Source organism: Kitasatospora sp. NPDC048662 (assembly GCF_055587065.1).
The window spans coordinates 205,910-221,760 of sequence record NZ_JBVJHA010000006.1; the positions used below are offsets into that span (position 1 = coordinate 205,910).

Genomic DNA, 15,851 nt, shown 5'->3' on the forward strand with positions numbered 1-15,851 from the left:
GGGCTGGGTCCGGTTCGGGCCCGCGTCCGGTTCGGGTTCGGGTTCGGTGAGGAAGCATATGTCGGCGATATGCCGTGCCGCTTAGGCTCCAGGCATGCGCGTGCTGATCGTGGAGGACGAGTCGTGGCTGGCCGAAGCCGTCCGGGACGGGCTGCGGCTGGAGGCGATCGCGGCCGACATCGCCGGCGACGGCAACTGCGCTCTGGAGTTGCTCGGCGTCAACTCCTACGACCTTGCGGTTCTCGACCGCGACATTCCCGGCCCCTCGGGTGACGAGGTCGCCCGACGGATCGTCGCGTCCGGCAGTGGCATCCCGATCCTCATGCTCACCGCTGCCGATCGGATCGACGACAAGGTGTCCGGGTTCGAGCTCGGCGCCGATGACTACCTCACCAAACCGTTCGAGCTCCGGGAGCTGGTCATGCGGCTGCGGGCGCTGGACCGCAGGCGCGCGCACGCCCGCCCCCCGGTCAGCGAGATCGCGGGCCTGCGGCTGGACCCCTTTCGGCGGCAGGTCTTCCGCGACGGACGCTACGTCGCGCTGACCCGGAAGCAGTTCGCCGTGCTGGAAGTCCTCGTCGCGGCCGAAGGCGGTGTCGTCAGCGCCGAAGAACTCCTGGAGCGGGCCTGGGACGCCAACGCCGACCCCTTCACCAACGCCGTCCGCATCACCGTCTCTGCCCTGCGCAAACGGCTCGGCGAACCGTGGCTCATCGCCACGGTGCTCGGTATCGGCTACCGAATCGACACCGGCGTGGACACCACCCGCCCCGGCAGCACACGTGAATAGGCGCCCAGGGCTCAGCGCCCGCCTGAAACTCACCATCAGCTACGCCGGATTCCTTCTCCTCGCCGGCGCTCTCCTGCTGGCCGTGGTGTGGGTGTTCCTGCTGCGCTACGTGCCCGACAGCCCGCAGGGCCTTCTCGGGGTCGCGCCGAACCGCTACCTCCTCGTGCGCATGTTCGCCCCCGCCGCGGCCATGGCACTGGTTTTCCTGCTGGCGTTCGGTCTCCTGGGGGGCTGGATACTCGCCGGCCGGATGCTCGCCCCACTCGCCAGGATCGCGGACGCGGCACGGATGGCCGCGAGCGGATCGCTGTCCCACCGAGTCCGGGTGCAAGGCCCCCGGGACGAATTCCGCGAACTCGCCGATGTGTTCGACCTCATGCTTGAACAACTCGAATCCCGCGTCGCCGAACAGCAACGATTCGCTGCGAACGCCTCCCACGAACTGCGCACCCCGCTGGCGATCTCGAAGACCCTCCTCGACCTCGCCCGCAACGACCCCACGCGGGACCAGGGCGAACTCATCGAACGCCTGCACAGCGTCAACACGCGGGCGATCGGCCTCACCGAGGCCCTGCTGCTGCTCAGCCGCGCCGACCGCAGGAGCTTCGACCGCGAGCCGGTCGACCTGTCCCTCGTCGCCGAGGAAGCCGCCGAAACGCTGCTTCCCCTCGGCGAAAAGCGCCGGATCACGCTCGACGTCACCGGCGAGAGGGCGGAGATCCTCGGCTCTGCGGCGCTCATTCTGCGGATGGTGACCAACCTCGTCCAGAACGCCATCGTCCACAACCTCCCCTCCGGCGGCACCGTGACGGTCCACACCGAGTCGCAGCAGGACGCGAGCGTGCTGCGGGTGGAGAACACCGGCCATTGGGTCCCGGCGGAACTCCTGCCGACCCTCACCGAACCCTTCCAGCGGGGAACAGAACGCACTCGCACCGACGAACATGCCGGGGTCGGCCTCGGTCTGGCCATCGTGCACAGCATCGTGCGAGCACACGACGGGAGCATCGACCTCGCACCCCGACCCGCCGGCGGACTCCTCGTCACGATTCGGCTCCCCCGCACGCCGCAGGCACCGGCTCCGCGCGGGGCCCAGTGAACCGTTGACCGGCTCCGCGTGGGAGGACCTCGCCGGTGGCGCAGCGGCGACGACGGATCGTCCGCTGCGCGGATTCGGGGAGTTCGGGCTGCTTGCCGACGCGATCGCCGGCGGCAGGGCCGTCGTGCTGCCGGTCTGCTCCGGTCTCTTGATGCCGGGGATTCGGTGTATCGCGGGCTTGTCGAAAATCGCCTACGCCACGGCAACAGCCTTCCGGCTTCAGTGGAGGCACTGGGACCGCAGGGGTGGGTGATCGGTTGCCGACGGCAAGGGCCGGTGAACCTGCCACGGTCGATTTGTCGATCAGGAAAGGACCGTGATCATGGACCCGGACTCGGATTCCGTACGTGGCATCAATCGGCGGCGGCTGCTGGGGTGGGGCGGGTTGGCGGCCGCCGGCCTGGTGGCGGTCGGCGCGCCGCCGGCGGGCGCCCGACCCGGCCAGGCCGACCCGGCCCCGAGCGACCCGGCGCCGACCGACCCGGCGCCGACCGGCCCGGCCCCGGCCGACTCCGGCATCCCTCCGGCCACCCGGCCCGGCGGAGCCTATGACCAGTACGTGGCGGAGCTGGCCGCGGAGGGGAGGTTCTCCGGCGTGGTGCTGCTGTCGCACTGCGGCAGGACGGTGCTGTCCCGCAGCTACGGCATGGCTGACCGGGAGAAGGGGATTCGCCAGCACGAAGGCATCGCGTTCAGCCTCGGCTCGGCGGGCAAGCCGTTCGGCGCGGTGGCCGTCCTGCAGCTGGCGCAGCAGGGCAGGTTGAGCCTGTCGGACACGGTGGGCACCCACCTGAAGGGCTTCGCCACCGACATCGCCGAGCAGGTGACCGTCCATCACCTGCTTTCCGGCACCTCCGGGCTGAACACTCCGGAGGAGGACGTGCAACGCGTCTTCCGGAGCCGGGAGGAGGTGCACGAGTACTACGGGCAGTGGGTCCGGCAGTCCACGTTGGTGGCTGCCCCCGGCACTCGCACCAGCCACTCCGGCGCCGATGTCGGCATCCCCGCGTTGATCGTGGAGGCCGTGAGTGGCGAGACGTACTGGGACTACGTGCAGGAGAACATCTTCGGGCGCTGCGGCATGACCGGCTCGGCGTTCCGCACCAGGCCGCAGTGGCTCACCGACGAGCACCTCGCGCACCCGTACATGACGCTGGCCGACGGCAGCCAGGTGGACGCGGTCCGCAACCTGGACAAGGGCAGCCCGTACCCGGGCATGCTCGGCAAGAACCCGGGGCGCAGCTTCATCGACGCCCCCGGGGACGGCGGCTTCGCCACCGCGCCGGATCTGGTCCGGTTCGCGCACGCGCTGGGCGACGGGACGGTGCTGGACCGGCCCTGGGCCGAGTTGCTCACCGGGGCCAAGATCCCCCACAGCGGTTCGTCGTTCGGGGCCTACGACATGCCGGTGCGCATCGCCAATGGCCAGTGGGTGTTCGGGCGCGGCGGTGCCAACCCCGGTGTCAACGCCAACTGGAACGTCTACCCGTACACCGGCTGGGTCGGCGTCGTCCTCGGCAACTGCGACGGCGTGCCGCTGCAGGAGATCATCGAGCGGGAGACGCAGGCCGTCACCGGGGCTACGCCCGGCGGCGGGGGTGGTGGCTGAAACGGTCCGGCCGCTGGCGCGGAGCCACCCGCGTGATCGTCAATGGGTGGCGCGGCTGGTTCGGTGCGTTCACTGGCGTGGCCCTCGTCGCAGCGGCTGCGCCGGGGCTGTCGGGTTCCGCCGAGTGCGCTCCCGGAGGTCGCGGGCGGCTGTGCCGTGGACGGCGGAGGGGTTGGCTGCTGTGGGCTTCAGAGCCAGCCGCGATGGGCGGCGCGGACGCCGGCCTGGAAGCGGCTGTCGGCGTCGAGGCGGGCCATCAGGTCGGCCATTTGGCGTTTGACGGTGCGGGCGGAGATGCCGAGTTTGCGGGCTGCGGCCTCGTCGGTGTGGCCGGCGGCGGCGAGTTCGAGGAGGGTCCGTTCGGCGGAGGTGAGGCCTTGGCCGTCCACGGGGACGGCCGCGCCGAACGGGGTTGCGGTGGACCAGAGTTGGTCGAACAGGACGCACGCGACGGAGAGCATGCCGGGGCTGTTGATCTCCAGGGCGCCCTGCCGCGGGTCGGTCGGGTCGAGGGGGACGATGACGACTGCGCGGTCGACGATCACCAGCGGGGTGGGCACGATCGGGACGGTGCGCATCTGTCCGCCGAGGTCGGTCAGCCAGCGTGCGTGGGCCAGGGTGTCGGGGTCGTTGCGGAAGCTGTCCCGGCAGATCGCCTTGATGCCGACGCCCCGGCGCAGTGCCTGTTCGTTGAGCTGTGCGGAGGCCGGCCGTGCGTCGGGCCGGTGTGCGCCGCCCGGGTTGAGGGACAGGCATTCGGTCGCGGCGTTGGCGGCGAGTTCTTCCAGCCGGCCGCGGACGGAGTCGATTCCGTCGAGGCGGACGGCGGTGTCGGCGCGGTGCTGGCGGTGTTCTTCGTGCTCGGCCGCGAGTGCGGCGATCGCCGCCCGGGCCGCCTCGATCTGGCGCTGTCTGGCGGCGGCCTCGTCCTCGGCGGCGGCCAGCAGCGCCGACAGGCCGACTGCCGGGCTGACCGGCCAGAGTGTCCCGTCGGCCTGGGCCGAGGGTTTGAGCAGGGCCAGGTCCACCAACTCGCCCAGGGCGGAACGTATCTGCTGGTCCGTCATCCCCGCGTCCCGGGCCAGGTCGGCGACGCCGCACGCCGCGTCGGCTTCGTCGCGGGCTCCGGTGACGGTTCCGGCGACGGCTGGGGCGGACGGCGGACGGCGGACGGCGGACGGCGGACGGCGGACGAGCCGATGCTGCTGCGCCTGACGCTGACTCAACTCGTCGGGCCTTCCGCCACCGTGGTCGCTCCGCAGTGGCTGACCGGCCACCTGTGGTGCCACGCCCGGGCGGGTGACCGCCTGGAGCACGTGCGGGTGCGCGTCGCACCCGGCCGGATCGGGGTGGCACTGTTCCTCCTCGCCGCCGAGCAGAGCGGTGCCCGCCAAAGCGCACGATCCATCTGTGCCAGGGCACTTGACGCCTCGGACGAGCTGCGCGACTGGCGCCTCGCCGAGTAGCGGCGCACCTGGCGCCGCCGTCCCGGACGCTTCCCGGTTCCGCGTGCCACGCCGTCCCGCGTGCCACGCCGTTGCGCGTGCCACGCCGTTGCGCGCCCTGCTGATTTTCGTCCAGCCTCCGGTTGCTAGGCCGCCGGTTCGCGCATGCCCCCGCTGGTCCCGGCCGCACGTGGCCCGGTCCGTCGGCGTGGCCGCGCTGCCCTCACCCGTCCTTCGACGAAACGGAAGAGTTCCGGGACCTGTAGCGGGATCCGGGCACGAACGGAACAACCCACCGCGTCCGGTGGCAGGGATGTTCAGGCCGGGGTGGGCAGCGTGAACGCCACGGTTTGGTCCGGGTCGGGGCCGGCCTGTGCGGCGATCTCTCCGGTCGGGGTCCAGACGCCCGAGCCGCCGGACGTTCGACCGAATGAACCGCTGGGGCCTGCCGCCGTGGCGAGGACGACCCAGACGCCGTGGGCGGTGGCACGTTCACGCATGTGGGAGTCGCGGCGGGCCTGGGAGTCCGGGCCGGGGCCGTAGAGGGTGCTGGCGACGTACGCGTCGATTCCGAGCGCTGCCGTGTCCGCCGCGTGCTGGGGCACCGCCGCGTCGTAGCAGATGGCCAGTCCCAGCCTCCAGCCGTCGATCGTGAGCACCGTCGGCTTCTCGCCGGGGGTGAAGCGGTCGAACTCGGCTCCGTGGAGCCACATCTTCCGGTAGGCCAAGGTCACGCTGTCGCCGGTCACTGCCAGCGTGGCGATGTACTCGCGGCCGTCCACGTCACGCACCGGGGCACCGACCAGGGCCATGGCGTCGGCCTCGCGACAGGCTTCCGCGATCGGCCGGAGGCGGCTGTCGTCCGGGGAGAGCGACGGTGCGTCGAGGTCGTATCCCGTGAGGGAGAGTTCGGGGAAGACAACCAGCCGGGCGTCGGCCCGCACGATCGCCTGCGCGTGCAGTTCCGCGTTGGCCAGGACGTCTGCTCCCACCCAACCGGGCTGCACCGCGGCCACTGCCAGTGAGGTTTCCACTCCCGGACTCCTGTCGTTCGACCATCCCCATGATCACCTACTGGCCGCAGCAGCCGTCAAGCCCTGACCCGATGACATGCGTCACTGCCCTGCCAGGCCTCGCGGCGAACACCGGGAGCAGGAACGGCCGGAGTTCACGCACCGGGGATCACCTCGCGCGGGCCGGCCGTGCCCCGCCGCCCGTGCCCCGCTGGCGCGCACCACCGTCGAGCGCCGGCCGGTCGGCGAACGCGACATCGCCGAACACGGCGTGGCCGCCGAGATCGAGACGATCCGCGCCGACCAGGTCAACGAGGCGTACGACCGGGTGCTGGCCAGTGACGTCCGCTACCGGTTCGTCATTGACGCCTCGACGATCTGACGCCTCGACGGTCTGACGGCGCGCCGGGCCGGCGAAGGGGGTCGAGTGTGCGACCGAGTCTGGTGACCGGTTCCGTCGGCCGGGTGGGCGCCGTCGGGCGGTCCGTGGTGGCGGAGCTGCACGGGCGCGGCCTTGCGGTCGGTGCGCTGCTGCGGCGCGAGGACGAGCGGGCCGAGGTGCTGCGGGCGACGGGCGCCGAGGTGATGGTGGCGGACGGCGTCCGGCAGGTCACCGGGCGCCCCGCCATCGGGGTCGGCGAGTGGGTCTGCCGGCCCGCCGACCGGATCGCGGGGCGCTGAACACGCGTACCGGTCAGGCGGGTTCGACCGGCTGGCGCACCACGGTCCGGAGCTTCTCGGGGGCGCTTCGGCGGGGGTCGCCGAGGTAGATCTCGTGGTGCTTGGCGCCGGGCCGCAGGCCGTTGGCGGGGAGGTACTCGTGGTGCAGCTGGTGCAGGGCGGGTGCTTCGTCGTCGTAGGAGCCGATGTGGAGCAGTTGGGCGCTGGGGCCCTCGTGCAGGGTGAGCCGGCGGACCTGGGCGATGGCGGGACGTTTCTTCTTGGCGAGTGCGGTCTGCCGGGCCTCGTCGATCATCTGCTCGGTGATCCACCCGGGCAGGCTGATCATCATGGTCCAGTTCCAGCTGTCCTTGTCCCGGCTGGTGAAGGCCTCGAACTCCTCGGCCCACCACAGTCCTTCCAGCGGGCCGACCACGAAGTCCCGTCCCCCGGGGGCCTGCTTGGCGGCGAACTTCAGGGTGTAGGCGACGGCGTAGAGCGCCTCGACCGCGGCGGCGTGGGCGGGCGCGGTGTTGGGGTTGCCGCTGCCGTCAACCGCGAGGAACTGCTGTTCGGGGACGTCCACGACGGCCCAGGTGGTGTTCCTGGGGGCGTAGAACTCCTTCAGGTCCTTCTTGATGTCGTACGGTGCCATGCTCGGTTCCCCTCCTTGCGGGTGCGCACCGCCCAGCGATGCCCGGTAGCGGTCCAACCAGGCCTGTTCGGCGCGTAGTTGACCGAGGCTGTAGTCGAAGATCGCGTGCACGAACCCGGGCGCGGGCGGCCCGGCGGCCTCGGCGCGGGCCACCTGTTCGATCCGTTCGGCGAGCGCCCGGGAGCGTCGCTCCAGGGCGTCGAGGAGCTGTTCGTGGCCGACGGCGGGCTGGTTGGCCAGGCCGATCAGGACGCGCGGGTAGAGCGGGTGGAGTTCGGCGATCGCCGCCTCGGCCGCCGCCGCGCAGGACCGCCGCCCCTCGGCGGTCGCGCCGAACACCTTGCGCCGCTTGTCGTCGGCGGCGGCCGATCCCTCGACCTGTTCGATCAGTCCGCGTTCCCGGAGCTTCGTCAGCAGGTAGTAGATCGAGCTGAATCCGACCTCGGTCCACTCCCGCATCCCGCGTTCGGCGATCACTCCTTCCAGCTCGTATCCGTGACGGGGTTTCTCCACCAGCAGCCCGAGCAGCGTCAGCTCGGCGGCGGTCAGGCCTGAGTCCATGGAAAGTATCCTAGCGCTAGAATAGTTGCCCGGACTGCCGGGGCGGCGTCAGGGGGCCAGCAGCGTCCAGGGTTCGGGGCGGGCCAGGGCGAGGCGGGGGCGGCGTTCGGCCCAGTGGTGGACGGAGGCGGCCATGGCGGCGGCGGGGTCGGTGATCTTCCAGGTGGGGTCGAAGGGGCGGCGCATGCTGGTGTAGCTCTGGAACATCGCGAGCAGTTTCACGGCCTGGCTCTGGATCGGCGAGAGCCACTGGTCGGCGAGCGGCAGGAAGAAGCGGTTCCAGCTGTCGACGGACACCAGCGGGGGGCGTGCGATCGGGGCGACGCCGTGCGCGGCGCGGAAGCGGTTGAGGGTGACGCAGATGACGTCGAGGAGTTCGTCGAGGTCGAGGCTGTCGGGGCCGGCGGCGATCACCTCGGTGCGGGGCTGCTCGGGCGGTGCGGCGAGGACGGCGGCGACCATCGCCGCCGCGACCTCGTCGACGGGGCTGATCTCGGCGTGGCCGGCCGGGTCGCCGACCACCACCGCGGCGGTGCCGGAGACCAGCGCCTGGAGGAGGGAGTAGGGGCCGCAGAAGCGGGCGATCTCGCCGGTGCCCCGGCGGCCCACCACCAGGGGCGGGCGGATCAGGGTGAGCGGGCCGGGGTGGGCCTGGCGGGCGATCGCCTCGCAGGTGGCCTTGGACCACTCGTAGCCGTTGCGGTAGCCCTCGAACTCGGTGCCGCGCAGGTCCTCGGGGTTGCGGACGCCGCCGACGTACGCGGTGGACACCTGGACGAGGTGGGTGTCGCGGTCGGCGAGGGCGAGGACGGCGCGCAGCGGCTCCAGGTTGGCGGCGACGGCCTCGTCGCGGGTCAGTGTCCAGCGGGTGCTGGCCGCGGCGTGCACGATGACGTCCCAGTGCCCGGCCAGTTCGGCGGGCGGCGGCTCGGCGCCGATGCGCCAGCGCACCACCGTCTCGTCCCGCCGGGCCACGGGGACGAGGGTGAGGGGCCGGCCGTGCGCCGCGGCGGCGGCCCGTAGCTGGTGCGCGAATTCGGTGCCGACCACTCCGGTGGCCCCGGTGAGAAGGACTCGCATGTTTGGCTCCGCTGGTAGAGCTGGTGGAGGGGTCAGCGCGGGGGCGCGAGCACCAGGCAGGCGTTCTGGCCGCCGAACCCGAAGGAGTTGGACAGCACGGGGGCGGGCGCGACGGCGCGTGGCGCGCCGCTCACCAGGTCCACCCAGTGGGCTTCGGGGCTGCTGCGCAGGTTGGCGACCGGCGGGACGGTGCCGCGGGCCGCGCAGAGCAGGGCGAGTGCGGCCTCCAGCGCGCCGGCGGCGCCGATCAGGTGGCCGGTGACGCCCTTGACGGCGGTGACCGGCGGTGACTGGCCGTCGAAGCAGCGGTCGACGGCCCGGGCCTCGGCGCGGTCGCCGGGCACCGTGGACGTCCCGTGGGCGCTGATGTGGCCGATGTCGGCGACGGACAGCCCGGCGTCGGCGACGGCCTGCCGCATGCACCGGCCGGCCACTTCGCCGGATTCGTGCGGGGCGGCGATGTGGAAGGCGTCGCAGGTCTCGGCCCAGCCGGCGATCTCGCCGTGGATGCGGGCGCCGCGGGCGCGGGCCGCCGCCCAGCGTTCGAGCACCAGGACGGCCGCGCCCTCCCCCATCACGAAGCCGTCCCGGTCGGCGTCGAACGGGCGGCTGGCCGCCGCCGGGTCCTCGTTGCGGGTGGACAGGGCCCGCATCCGGGCGAACGAGCCCATCACCACGGTGCTCACCGCCGCGTCCACGCCGCCGGCCACGGCCACGTCCAGTTCGCCGTGCCGGATCCGGCGTGCGGCCTCGGCGAGCGCGGTGCTGCCGCTGGCGCAGGCGCTGGAGTAGGTGGTGCAGACGCCCTGGAAGCCGTGGCGCAGCGCGATCCGGCAGGCGGGCGAGTTGTTCATGGTCCTGGGGACGGTGTGCACGGGCAGGTCGCGGGGCCGGTGGGCGAAGCCGGTGGTGGCGTTCTCCATGCTGGTCAGTCCGCCGATGCCGGTGCCGATCTGGACGCCGACGCGCTCGGGTGGCTGGCCGGCGGGCAGGTGGGCGTCGGCCAGCGCGTCGGCGGCCGCGCAGAGCAGCAGTTGGGCGGGGCGGTCGATCTGGCGTGCCTCGCGGGGGCTGAGGTAGGCGGTGACGTCGAACGGCGGTGTCAGGCAGGCGATGTGGACGGGCAGGCCGGATTCGATCAGGTGATCGACCCGGGTGGCGGCGGACCGGCCGGCCAGCACCGCGGCGTACACCTCCTCGATGCCGTTGCCCGCCGGGGATTTGACGCCGATTCCGGTGACGGCGACCCGGTGTCCGCCGGAGGGGTGGCGGCCGTTCATACGGCGGTGTCCAGCCGGGTGCGCAGCAGGTCGATGGCGTGGCCGACGTCCCGGGCGGAGATCAGGTCGCCGGGGTCGATGCGCAGCTGGAGGGCGCGTTCCAGCCGGGCGCCGATCTCCATGAGTTCCAGGCTGTCGATGCCGTAGTCCTCCAGCAGGCTGGTGCGGTCCTCCAGTTCGGCCGGGTCGGTGCCGAGGACGTCGGAGATGACCGTTCTGACGGTGACGGCCAGTTCTTCGCGGGTGGGCAAGTGCCTTCGCTCCTTCCGCCGCGGCGTGCGGCCTCGGTGCCGGCCGTGGTCAGCCGGCGGGTGTGCTGCGCAGGGTTCGTCCGGTCGCGGTGAGCGCGGCGTCGAGGAGGGTGGCCGCTTCGGCGATCTCGGCGGCGGTGCTGATCAGTGGGGGGAGCAGCCGGACGGTGGTGGGGCGGCTCAGGCAGGGGGACACCAGCAGTCCGGTGCCGGCGAGTTCGACCAGGGTGGTGCCGGCGGCGTGCGGGGAGGCGCAGTCGATGCCGCGCAGCAGGCCGCGGCCGCGCACGGCCCGCACCACCTCGGGGTGCCGGTGGTGGAGTTCGCCGAGCACGTCGTCCAGTTGGGCGGCCAGCCGGTGTCCGTGGTCGGCGAGTTCCTCGATGGCGGTGAGGGCGGCGGGGACGGCGGCGCAGCTCAGTGGGTGGCCGCCGAAGGTGGCGGAGTGCAGGAAGGGGTCGGTGGCGAGGGGCGCGTACATCCGTTCGGTGCACAGCAGGGCGGAGAGCGGGACGACGCCGCCGCCGAGGGGTTTGCCCAGCAGGACGGCGTCGACGGGCAGGCCGTCGGCGAGGGCGACGGAGCGTTCGCCGCAGCGGCGTAGGCCGCACTGGATCTCGTCGGCGATGACGAGGGTGCCGTGCCGGGCGGCGTCCTCGCACCACTGGCGCAGGGCGTCGGTGGGCAGGGGCAGTGCGCCGTTCTCGCCCTGGACGGGTTCGAGGACGAGGGCGGCCACGTCGCCGCCGGCCACTTCGCGGGCGAGGGCGTGCGGGTCGGCGGCGTCGAGGTGGGCGACGTCGACGGCGCAGCCGAGCAGACCGGTGCGGTAGAGCGGGCTGTGGGTGAGGGCGAGGGCGCCGAGTGATTTGCCGTGGAAGCCGCCGTGCACGGCGAGGATCCGGGTGCGGCCGGTGGCGAGGCGGGCGAGTTTGACGGCGACTTCGACGACGTCGGCGCCGTTCAGGCCGAAGTAGACCTTGGGGAGCGTGTCGCCGAGGTAGCCGCTGAGGTGGGCGGCGGCTTCGGCGGCGACGGGGTTGGCGAGGCTGCGGGTGGCGGTGGGCATGGCGTCGAGCTGGGCGCGGACGGCGGCGGTGACGGCGGGGTGGCGGTGGCCGAGCAGGGTGACGGCGTAGGAGCCGAAGTCGAGTGCGGTGCGGCCGTCGGAGAGGGTCACCCGGCAGCCTTCGGCGGCCACTTCGACGGCGCCGCGGCCGGCGAAGCCGCCGGACAGGGCGAGCTTCGGGGAGAAGTGGCGGCGCAGCCGGTCGAAGACGTCGGTGGGGGTGGCGGTCTGGGTGCTCATTGGCCTGCTCCTTGGAGCAGCCGCTGTTCGAGGGCGGCGAGCATCTGTGTGGCGCTCTCGCGCAGTGCGTCCGCCGCGACGGGGTTGAGCATGTCGGCGAGCAGGGGGATGCCGATGTCGAAGTCGACGTGCAGGGCGACGGTGCTGCCGCCGCCGGGTGCGGCTGTCACGGCCCAGTGTCCGGTGAACGCGCCGAGGTCGCCGCTGAGTTGTTCGAAGTCGAAGCGGCGCGCGGTGTGGTCGATCCGTTCGGTCTCGGTCCAGCGCAGGACGGAGCCTTTGAGGCGGACGGACCAGGCGGTGGTGCGGTGGCTCTCGTCGGGTTGTTCGAGGATCTCGACGGAGTCGACGCTGTCCATGCAGGCGGGGTAGCCGAGGACGTCGACCACGGTCGGCCAGGCGTCCTCGGGGGCCACGGCGATGGGCAGTTGCACGTCAACGCGCGGCATGGGACGGCCTCTTTTCGGTGCGGGTCGGTTCGGTGCGGTGCGGCCCGAGTGCCTGGGCGCGGGCGGTGGCCAGGGCGGGTGGGAGGAGGCGGCGGAGTACGGCGCGGGGCAGGGCGCGGAGGTGGGTCATGGCGTGCCACTGCTCGATGAGCGCGCAGCCCATCTCGATCTTGGGTTCGTAGGCGGTCTGGGCGAAGCGGATGTGCCGGCAGCCGTTGCCGATGGCCAGGCGGACGGCGGCGTAGTGCAGGTTGTGGTAGATCGCGGCGTCGTGGGCGAGGCGGTAGTCGAGGCCGATCCGGGCGCCGGTGGCGCCGTCTCCGGTGAACAGGCAGAGCAGGAAGCCGACGGCCTGTTCGCCCTCGAAGCAGACCACCAGGCGGCTGCGCGGGTCGTCCTGGCCGGTGAGGGCGGCCAGGAAGGCGTGGTCGAGGACGTCGAGGGTCTGGTCGGCGCGGTCCATCACCTGCCGGTAGAGGGCGAGCAGTTGGGGCAGCAGGTGCCGGTATTCGGCGAGGATCTCGATCCTGAGGCCGGGGTGGGCCTGGAAGCGGCGGATCTTGGCCCGGGCGTTGCGCCGCGGCTTGGCGGGGAGCCCGGTCAGGTACTCCTCGAAGGTGGCGGCGGTCAGGGCGAGTTCGGTGTCGGGCAGGCCGGGGGCGAGGAAGAAGCCGGCGGCGGTGAGCGGTGCGCGCAGCGGGGCGAGGTCGGGGGCGGCGAAGTCCTTGAAGACGACGGTGCCCAGGCGCTCGCGGCGCGCGAGGCCGAGCACGGCTTGCACCAGCAGCCGCCCGGCGTGGGCGTCGAGCGGGCGGGCCGTCAGCAGGTGGCCCTGGCCGAGCAGGTGGCCGCAGAACAGCATCGGCACGCGCAGCAGGCGGGGCGCGAGGCGGCGCAGCGGGGTGAGCAGGCGGCGTTCGTGGGGGCCGAGGATGCGGTCGAGCATCAGCTCGCGGAACAGGCACAGCGGCAGGACGGCGACCGGTTCTCCGGCCTGGTGGAGTGTCAGGTAGCGGTAGCCGGTGGGTCCGACGCGGCTGCGTTCGAGTGCGGTGAACACGCCCCGGGACCACATGGGGTCATCGGGCGGGGCGAGCCGTTCCCAGGTGCCGGGTGGCAGTTCTTCGACGCTGCGCAGCACTTCGATCTGCCAGTCGCCGTCGGTCGGCCGCACCGGCTCAGCCGATCCGCAGGGCGCGGCCGTCGAGGAACTCCCGCAGTGGGCGGGCCATCCGTTGGCGGGCCGGTGGGTGGAAGGTCAGGCCGACGGCGGCGGAGGCGAGGTAGGAGCCGTCTGGCGAGCCGATGAACGCCATGCCGCCGAGGGCGGCGAGGCAGGCCCTGCTGGTGCGGGCGATGGCGTCCTGCGCGGCGTAGCGGGCGGTCAGCGCCTGGACGAGCAGGGTCTCGTTCCAGTCCTCCTCGGCCATGGCGCGGGCGACGGCCTCCACGGCGAGCATGGCGGCCTCGACGGGGACGAGGTAGGGCGTGGGGTCGTCCTCGCCGCCGCCCTGGCGGTGCAGGACGCGTTCGACCAGGGCGCTGGCCATGCCGAGGTAGCCGGCGGTCAGCAGGACTTCGAACCAGAGGAAGCCGGCGATGTTGAGCGTGTCGGGCACGGCGTCGGCGGTGACGTCGGTGGCCACCACCATGCCCGGGTCCAGCTCGACGTCGGTGAGCCGGACTTCGTCGCTCTCGGCGCCGGCCAGGATGGGGGTGCCCCAGAACGGGCGGACGGTGACGCCGGGGGTGGCGGCGGGGATCAGGGCGACGGCCAGCCGCTGGACGCCGTCCTCGCCGGTGAGGGCGACGGAGGCGGTCAGCAGGTCCATCGAGCGGGAGAGGCTGCAGGGCATCTTGCTGCCGTTGAGCACGATCCGGTCGCCGCGGCGTTCGGCGGTGATGTGCGGGGTGAGGATGTTCTGTCCGGGCCGGCCCTCGGCGAATCCGGACGCCACCAGCATCCGTTCCTTGGCGATCGTCTCCAGCAGCAGCCCTTCCAGGCCGTTGCCGTACTTGGCGGCCTCGACCAGGCCGGCGATGGAGAAGTGGTGCATGGTGGTGGCGACCGCGAGCGAGGGGCAGCGGGCGCCGACGGCGCGCTGCACCCGGACGGCCTGCAGGGCGCTGGCGCCGGCTCCGCAGTGGGCGCCGGGCACCAGCAGGCCGGGGCCGCCGGCGTTCTTGAACTCCTCGATGGCCGGGCTCGGTGCCTGCTCCAGTGCGGCGAGCGGGTGGCGGGCGAGTGCCTGGTCCAGCCCGGGCATGAGCGCTTCGAGTTCGGCGCGTTCGCGGTGCAGGAAGTTCACTGGCACGTCCTTCGGGAGGTGGGTACGACGACGCGTGCGGCGGTGGCGGTCAGCCGGTGGCGGCCAGTGGCAGCGCGTCGAAGGAGCGCAGGCAGGCGGACGCGCGCCGCACCGGTGGCCCGGCGAGGGCGAGCCGGGGGAAGCGGGCGAGCAGCCGGCCCAGCAGCGCCGCCCCTTCGAGGCGGGCCAGCGCCGCGCCGAAGCAGTAGTGCGGCCCGGCGCCGAAGCTCAGCACGTGCCGCTCGGGGCGGCGGACCAGGAACGCGTCGGGCTCGGGGTAGCGCCGGGGATCCCGGTTGGCGGCGCCGAGCACGGCGGTGACGCTGCCTCCGGCGGGGACGGGCAGGCCGCCGACCTCGATGGGCCGGGTGGCGAGCCGTTCGGTCATCAGGACCGGCCCGTCCCAGCGCAGGGACTCCTCGACCGCGCCGGGCAGCAGGGCCGCGTCGGCGCGCAGCAGGGCCGCCTGCTCGGGGTGGGTGAGCAGGGCGTGCACCGAGAGTCCGAGCAGCCCGGCGGTGGTCTCGAACCCGGCGACGAAGACCAGCACCAGGACGTCCACCAGCTCCCGTTCGGCGAGCCGGCCGTGGGCTTCGCAGGCCTGGGCGAGCAGCCCCGAGGTGAGGTCCTCCGCGGGCCGGGCCCGCCGCTCGCGCAGCAGCTCGGTGAAGTACTCGCGCAGCGCCGTCACCGCTTCGTCCGCGAGCCGCCAGTCCTCGGGCGAGCGCACCGGCTCCAGCAGGCGCGCGGCGTCGCGTCCGAGCCGGTGGAAGCGCTCCTGGTCGGCCGGGGGCACCCCGATCAGTTCGCCGACCACCGCGACCGGCAGGGGGTAGCCGACCAGTTCCTGGAAGTCGGCCGCGCCGCCGTCGGAGGTGGCGTCGGCGAAGTGGTCGAGCAGTTCGTCGACGGTCTTCTCGATCGCCGCCGACAGTGCGGCCGTCCGCCGTGGCCCGAAGGCCCGCACCAGGGGGCCGCGCAGGCGCTCGTGGGCGGCGCCGTTGGTGCCGAGCAGCGAGGCGTAGAACATGTCGGCGGCGGAGTGGGCGCGCCACTCGGGCCGTTCCTGCTCCATCCAGGCCCGGTCCGGCACCGCGAAGGCCGGGCCGGCCAGGGCGGCCTGGCATTCGGCGAACCCGGTGAGAAATCGGGTGTCCAATTCCTCGTGGTGCAGCACCGGGGCGATTTTGCGCAGCTCCGCGAGCGGGGCGTACGGATTCTCCCGGGCCTCCGGGGCGAAGACCGACCACAGGATCGCGCCAGCGTTCGCCGGGCCGCCCGTGTTCATCAGGTCAGCTGCCGAACTGTTCATGCGCTCACCCACTTTCGCCCGCCGCCACG

General features: G+C 72.9%; 16 protein-coding genes and 1 pseudogene. 6 read left to right on the forward strand and 11 right to left on the reverse strand.

The window, feature by feature from the left end; genetic code table 11:
- Window positions 1-94 precede the first annotated feature (94 nt).
- The 3 genes from ACZ6R9_RS19105 to ACZ6R9_RS19115 all read left to right on the forward strand — a co-directional run bounded on the left by ACZ6R9_RS19105 (window position 95) and on the right by ACZ6R9_RS19115 (window position 3,498).
- The gene (locus ACZ6R9_RS19105) at window positions 95-790 is read left to right on the forward strand and encodes a response regulator transcription factor (protein WP_380482799.1); all 696 of its coding nucleotides are present in this window, start codon (window positions 95-97) and stop codon (window positions 788-790) included.
- Complete coding sequence (locus tag ACZ6R9_RS19110) at window positions 783-1,889, forward strand: sensor histidine kinase (protein WP_465539039.1); 1,107 nt, start codon at window positions 783-785, stop codon at window positions 1,887-1,889. The genes ACZ6R9_RS19105 and ACZ6R9_RS19110 overlap by 8 nt, the downstream gene beginning before the upstream one ends.
- A gap of 322 nt (window positions 1,890-2,211) precedes the next feature.
- Window positions 2,212-3,498, forward strand: coding sequence for a serine hydrolase domain-containing protein (locus ACZ6R9_RS19115; protein WP_465539041.1), 1,287 nt, complete (start codon window positions 2,212-2,214; stop codon window positions 3,496-3,498).
- A 188-nt stretch (window positions 3,499-3,686) separates the two neighbouring features.
- Here ACZ6R9_RS19115 and ACZ6R9_RS19120 read toward each other — a convergent pair whose 3' ends face one another.
- Window positions 3,687-4,724: a LuxR C-terminal-related transcriptional regulator gene (locus tag ACZ6R9_RS19120; protein WP_465539043.1), complete on the reverse strand. Its 1,038-nt coding sequence runs from the start codon at window positions 4,722-4,724 to the stop codon at window positions 3,687-3,689.
- Here ACZ6R9_RS19120 and ACZ6R9_RS19125 point away from each other — a divergent pair.
- Window positions 4,698-4,964 carry a hypothetical protein gene (locus ACZ6R9_RS19125; RefSeq protein ID WP_380482792.1) on the forward strand — a complete coding sequence of 89 codons (267 nt, stop codon included), beginning with the start codon at window positions 4,698-4,700 and terminating at the stop codon, window positions 4,962-4,964. The genes ACZ6R9_RS19120 and ACZ6R9_RS19125 overlap by 27 nt on opposite strands.
- Window positions 4,965-5,260: 296 nt before the next feature.
- Here the strand turns inward: ACZ6R9_RS19125 and ACZ6R9_RS19130 are convergent, their stop codons facing one another.
- On the reverse strand, window positions 5,261-5,977 hold the full coding sequence (locus ACZ6R9_RS19130) for a carbon-nitrogen hydrolase family protein (RefSeq protein WP_465539045.1): 717 nt from the start codon (window positions 5,975-5,977) through the stop codon (window positions 5,261-5,263).
- Between the two features lie 238 nt (window positions 5,978-6,215).
- Here ACZ6R9_RS19130 and ACZ6R9_RS19135 point away from each other — a divergent pair.
- Window positions 6,216-6,338 (forward strand): annotated as a pseudogene (locus ACZ6R9_RS19135) (alcohol dehydrogenase); the annotation flags it as partial.
- A gap of 62 nt (window positions 6,339-6,400) precedes the next feature.
- Window positions 6,401-6,637, forward strand: coding sequence for a hypothetical protein (locus ACZ6R9_RS19140; protein WP_465539047.1), 237 nt, complete (start codon window positions 6,401-6,403; stop codon window positions 6,635-6,637).
- Window positions 6,638-6,650: 13 nt separating this feature from the next.
- Here the strand turns inward: ACZ6R9_RS19140 and ACZ6R9_RS19145 are convergent, their stop codons facing one another.
- The 9 genes from ACZ6R9_RS19145 to ACZ6R9_RS19185 are packed head-to-tail and all read right to left on the reverse strand — an operon-like array spanning window position 6,651 to window position 15,822.
- Entirely contained in the window at window positions 6,651-7,832 is a 1,182-nt protein-coding gene (locus tag ACZ6R9_RS19145) for a GyrI-like domain-containing protein (RefSeq protein ID WP_465539049.1), read from the reverse strand.
- 48 nt (window positions 7,833-7,880) lie between these two features.
- Complete coding sequence (locus ACZ6R9_RS19150; RefSeq protein WP_465539050.1) at window positions 7,881-8,912, reverse strand: SDR family oxidoreductase; 1,032 nt, start codon at window positions 8,910-8,912, stop codon at window positions 7,881-7,883.
- A gap of 32 nt (window positions 8,913-8,944) precedes the next feature.
- Window positions 8,945-10,192: a beta-ketoacyl-[acyl-carrier-protein] synthase family protein gene (locus tag ACZ6R9_RS19155; protein ID WP_465539052.1), complete on the reverse strand. Its 1,248-nt coding sequence runs from the start codon at window positions 10,190-10,192 to the stop codon at window positions 8,945-8,947.
- Window positions 10,189-10,443 (reverse strand): acyl carrier protein, encoded by a 255-nt coding sequence (locus ACZ6R9_RS19160; RefSeq protein WP_380482366.1) that lies wholly within the window; start codon window positions 10,441-10,443, stop codon window positions 10,189-10,191. The genes ACZ6R9_RS19155 and ACZ6R9_RS19160 overlap by 4 nt, the downstream gene beginning before the upstream one ends.
- A gap of 49 nt (window positions 10,444-10,492) precedes the next feature.
- The gene (locus ACZ6R9_RS19165; RefSeq protein WP_465539054.1) at window positions 10,493-11,752 is read right to left on the reverse strand and encodes an aspartate aminotransferase family protein; all 1,260 of its coding nucleotides are present in this window, start codon (window positions 11,750-11,752) and stop codon (window positions 10,493-10,495) included.
- The gene (locus tag ACZ6R9_RS19170) at window positions 11,749-12,201 is read right to left on the reverse strand and encodes a type II toxin-antitoxin system RatA family toxin (RefSeq protein WP_380482370.1); all 453 of its coding nucleotides are present in this window, start codon (window positions 12,199-12,201) and stop codon (window positions 11,749-11,751) included. The genes ACZ6R9_RS19165 and ACZ6R9_RS19170 overlap by 4 nt, the downstream gene beginning before the upstream one ends.
- Window positions 12,188-13,375 (reverse strand): GNAT family N-acetyltransferase, encoded by a 1,188-nt coding sequence (locus ACZ6R9_RS19175; protein WP_465539056.1) that lies wholly within the window; start codon window positions 13,373-13,375, stop codon window positions 12,188-12,190. The genes ACZ6R9_RS19170 and ACZ6R9_RS19175 overlap by 14 nt, the downstream gene beginning before the upstream one ends.
- A gap of 4 nt (window positions 13,376-13,379) precedes the next feature.
- A complete protein-coding gene (locus tag ACZ6R9_RS19180; RefSeq protein WP_380482373.1) occupies window positions 13,380-14,510 on the reverse strand; it encodes an acyl-CoA dehydrogenase in 1,131 nt (376 codons plus the stop codon).
- A 49-nt stretch (window positions 14,511-14,559) separates the two neighbouring features.
- A complete protein-coding gene (locus ACZ6R9_RS19185; RefSeq protein ID WP_465539059.1) occupies window positions 14,560-15,822 on the reverse strand; it encodes a cytochrome P450 in 1,263 nt (420 codons plus the stop codon).
- Window positions 15,823-15,851 lie beyond the last annotated feature (29 nt).

Excerpts from the sequence above, each read along its gene's own strand:
- ACZ6R9_RS19170 (WP_380482370.1), bottom strand. The coding sequence starts at position 12,201 with ATGCCGCGCGTTGACGTGCAACTGCCCATCGCCGTGGCCCCCGAGGAC.
- ACZ6R9_RS19150 (WP_465539050.1), bottom strand. The coding sequence starts at position 8,912 with ATGCGAGTCCTTCTCACCGGGGCCACCGGAGTGGTCGGCACCGAATTC.
- ACZ6R9_RS19115 (WP_465539041.1), top strand. The coding sequence starts at position 2,212 with ATGGACCCGGACTCGGATTCCGTACGTGGCATCAATCGGCGGCGGCTG.
- ACZ6R9_RS19105 (WP_380482799.1), top strand. The coding sequence starts at position 95 with ATGCGCGTGCTGATCGTGGAGGACGAGTCGTGGCTGGCCGAAGCCGTC.
- ACZ6R9_RS19155 (WP_465539052.1), bottom strand. The coding sequence starts at position 10,192 with ATGAACGGCCGCCACCCCTCCGGCGGACACCGGGTCGCCGTCACCGGA.
- ACZ6R9_RS19145 (WP_465539049.1), bottom strand. The coding sequence starts at position 7,832 with ATGGACTCAGGCCTGACCGCCGCCGAGCTGACGCTGCTCGGGCTGCTG.
- ACZ6R9_RS19125 (WP_380482792.1), top strand. The coding sequence starts at position 4,698 with ATGCTGCTGCGCCTGACGCTGACTCAACTCGTCGGGCCTTCCGCCACC.
- ACZ6R9_RS19185 (WP_465539059.1), bottom strand. The coding sequence starts at position 15,822 with ATGAACAGTTCGGCAGCTGACCTGATGAACACGGGCGGCCCGGCGAAC.
- ACZ6R9_RS19165 (WP_465539054.1), bottom strand. The coding sequence starts at position 11,752 with ATGAGCACCCAGACCGCCACCCCCACCGACGTCTTCGACCGGCTGCGC.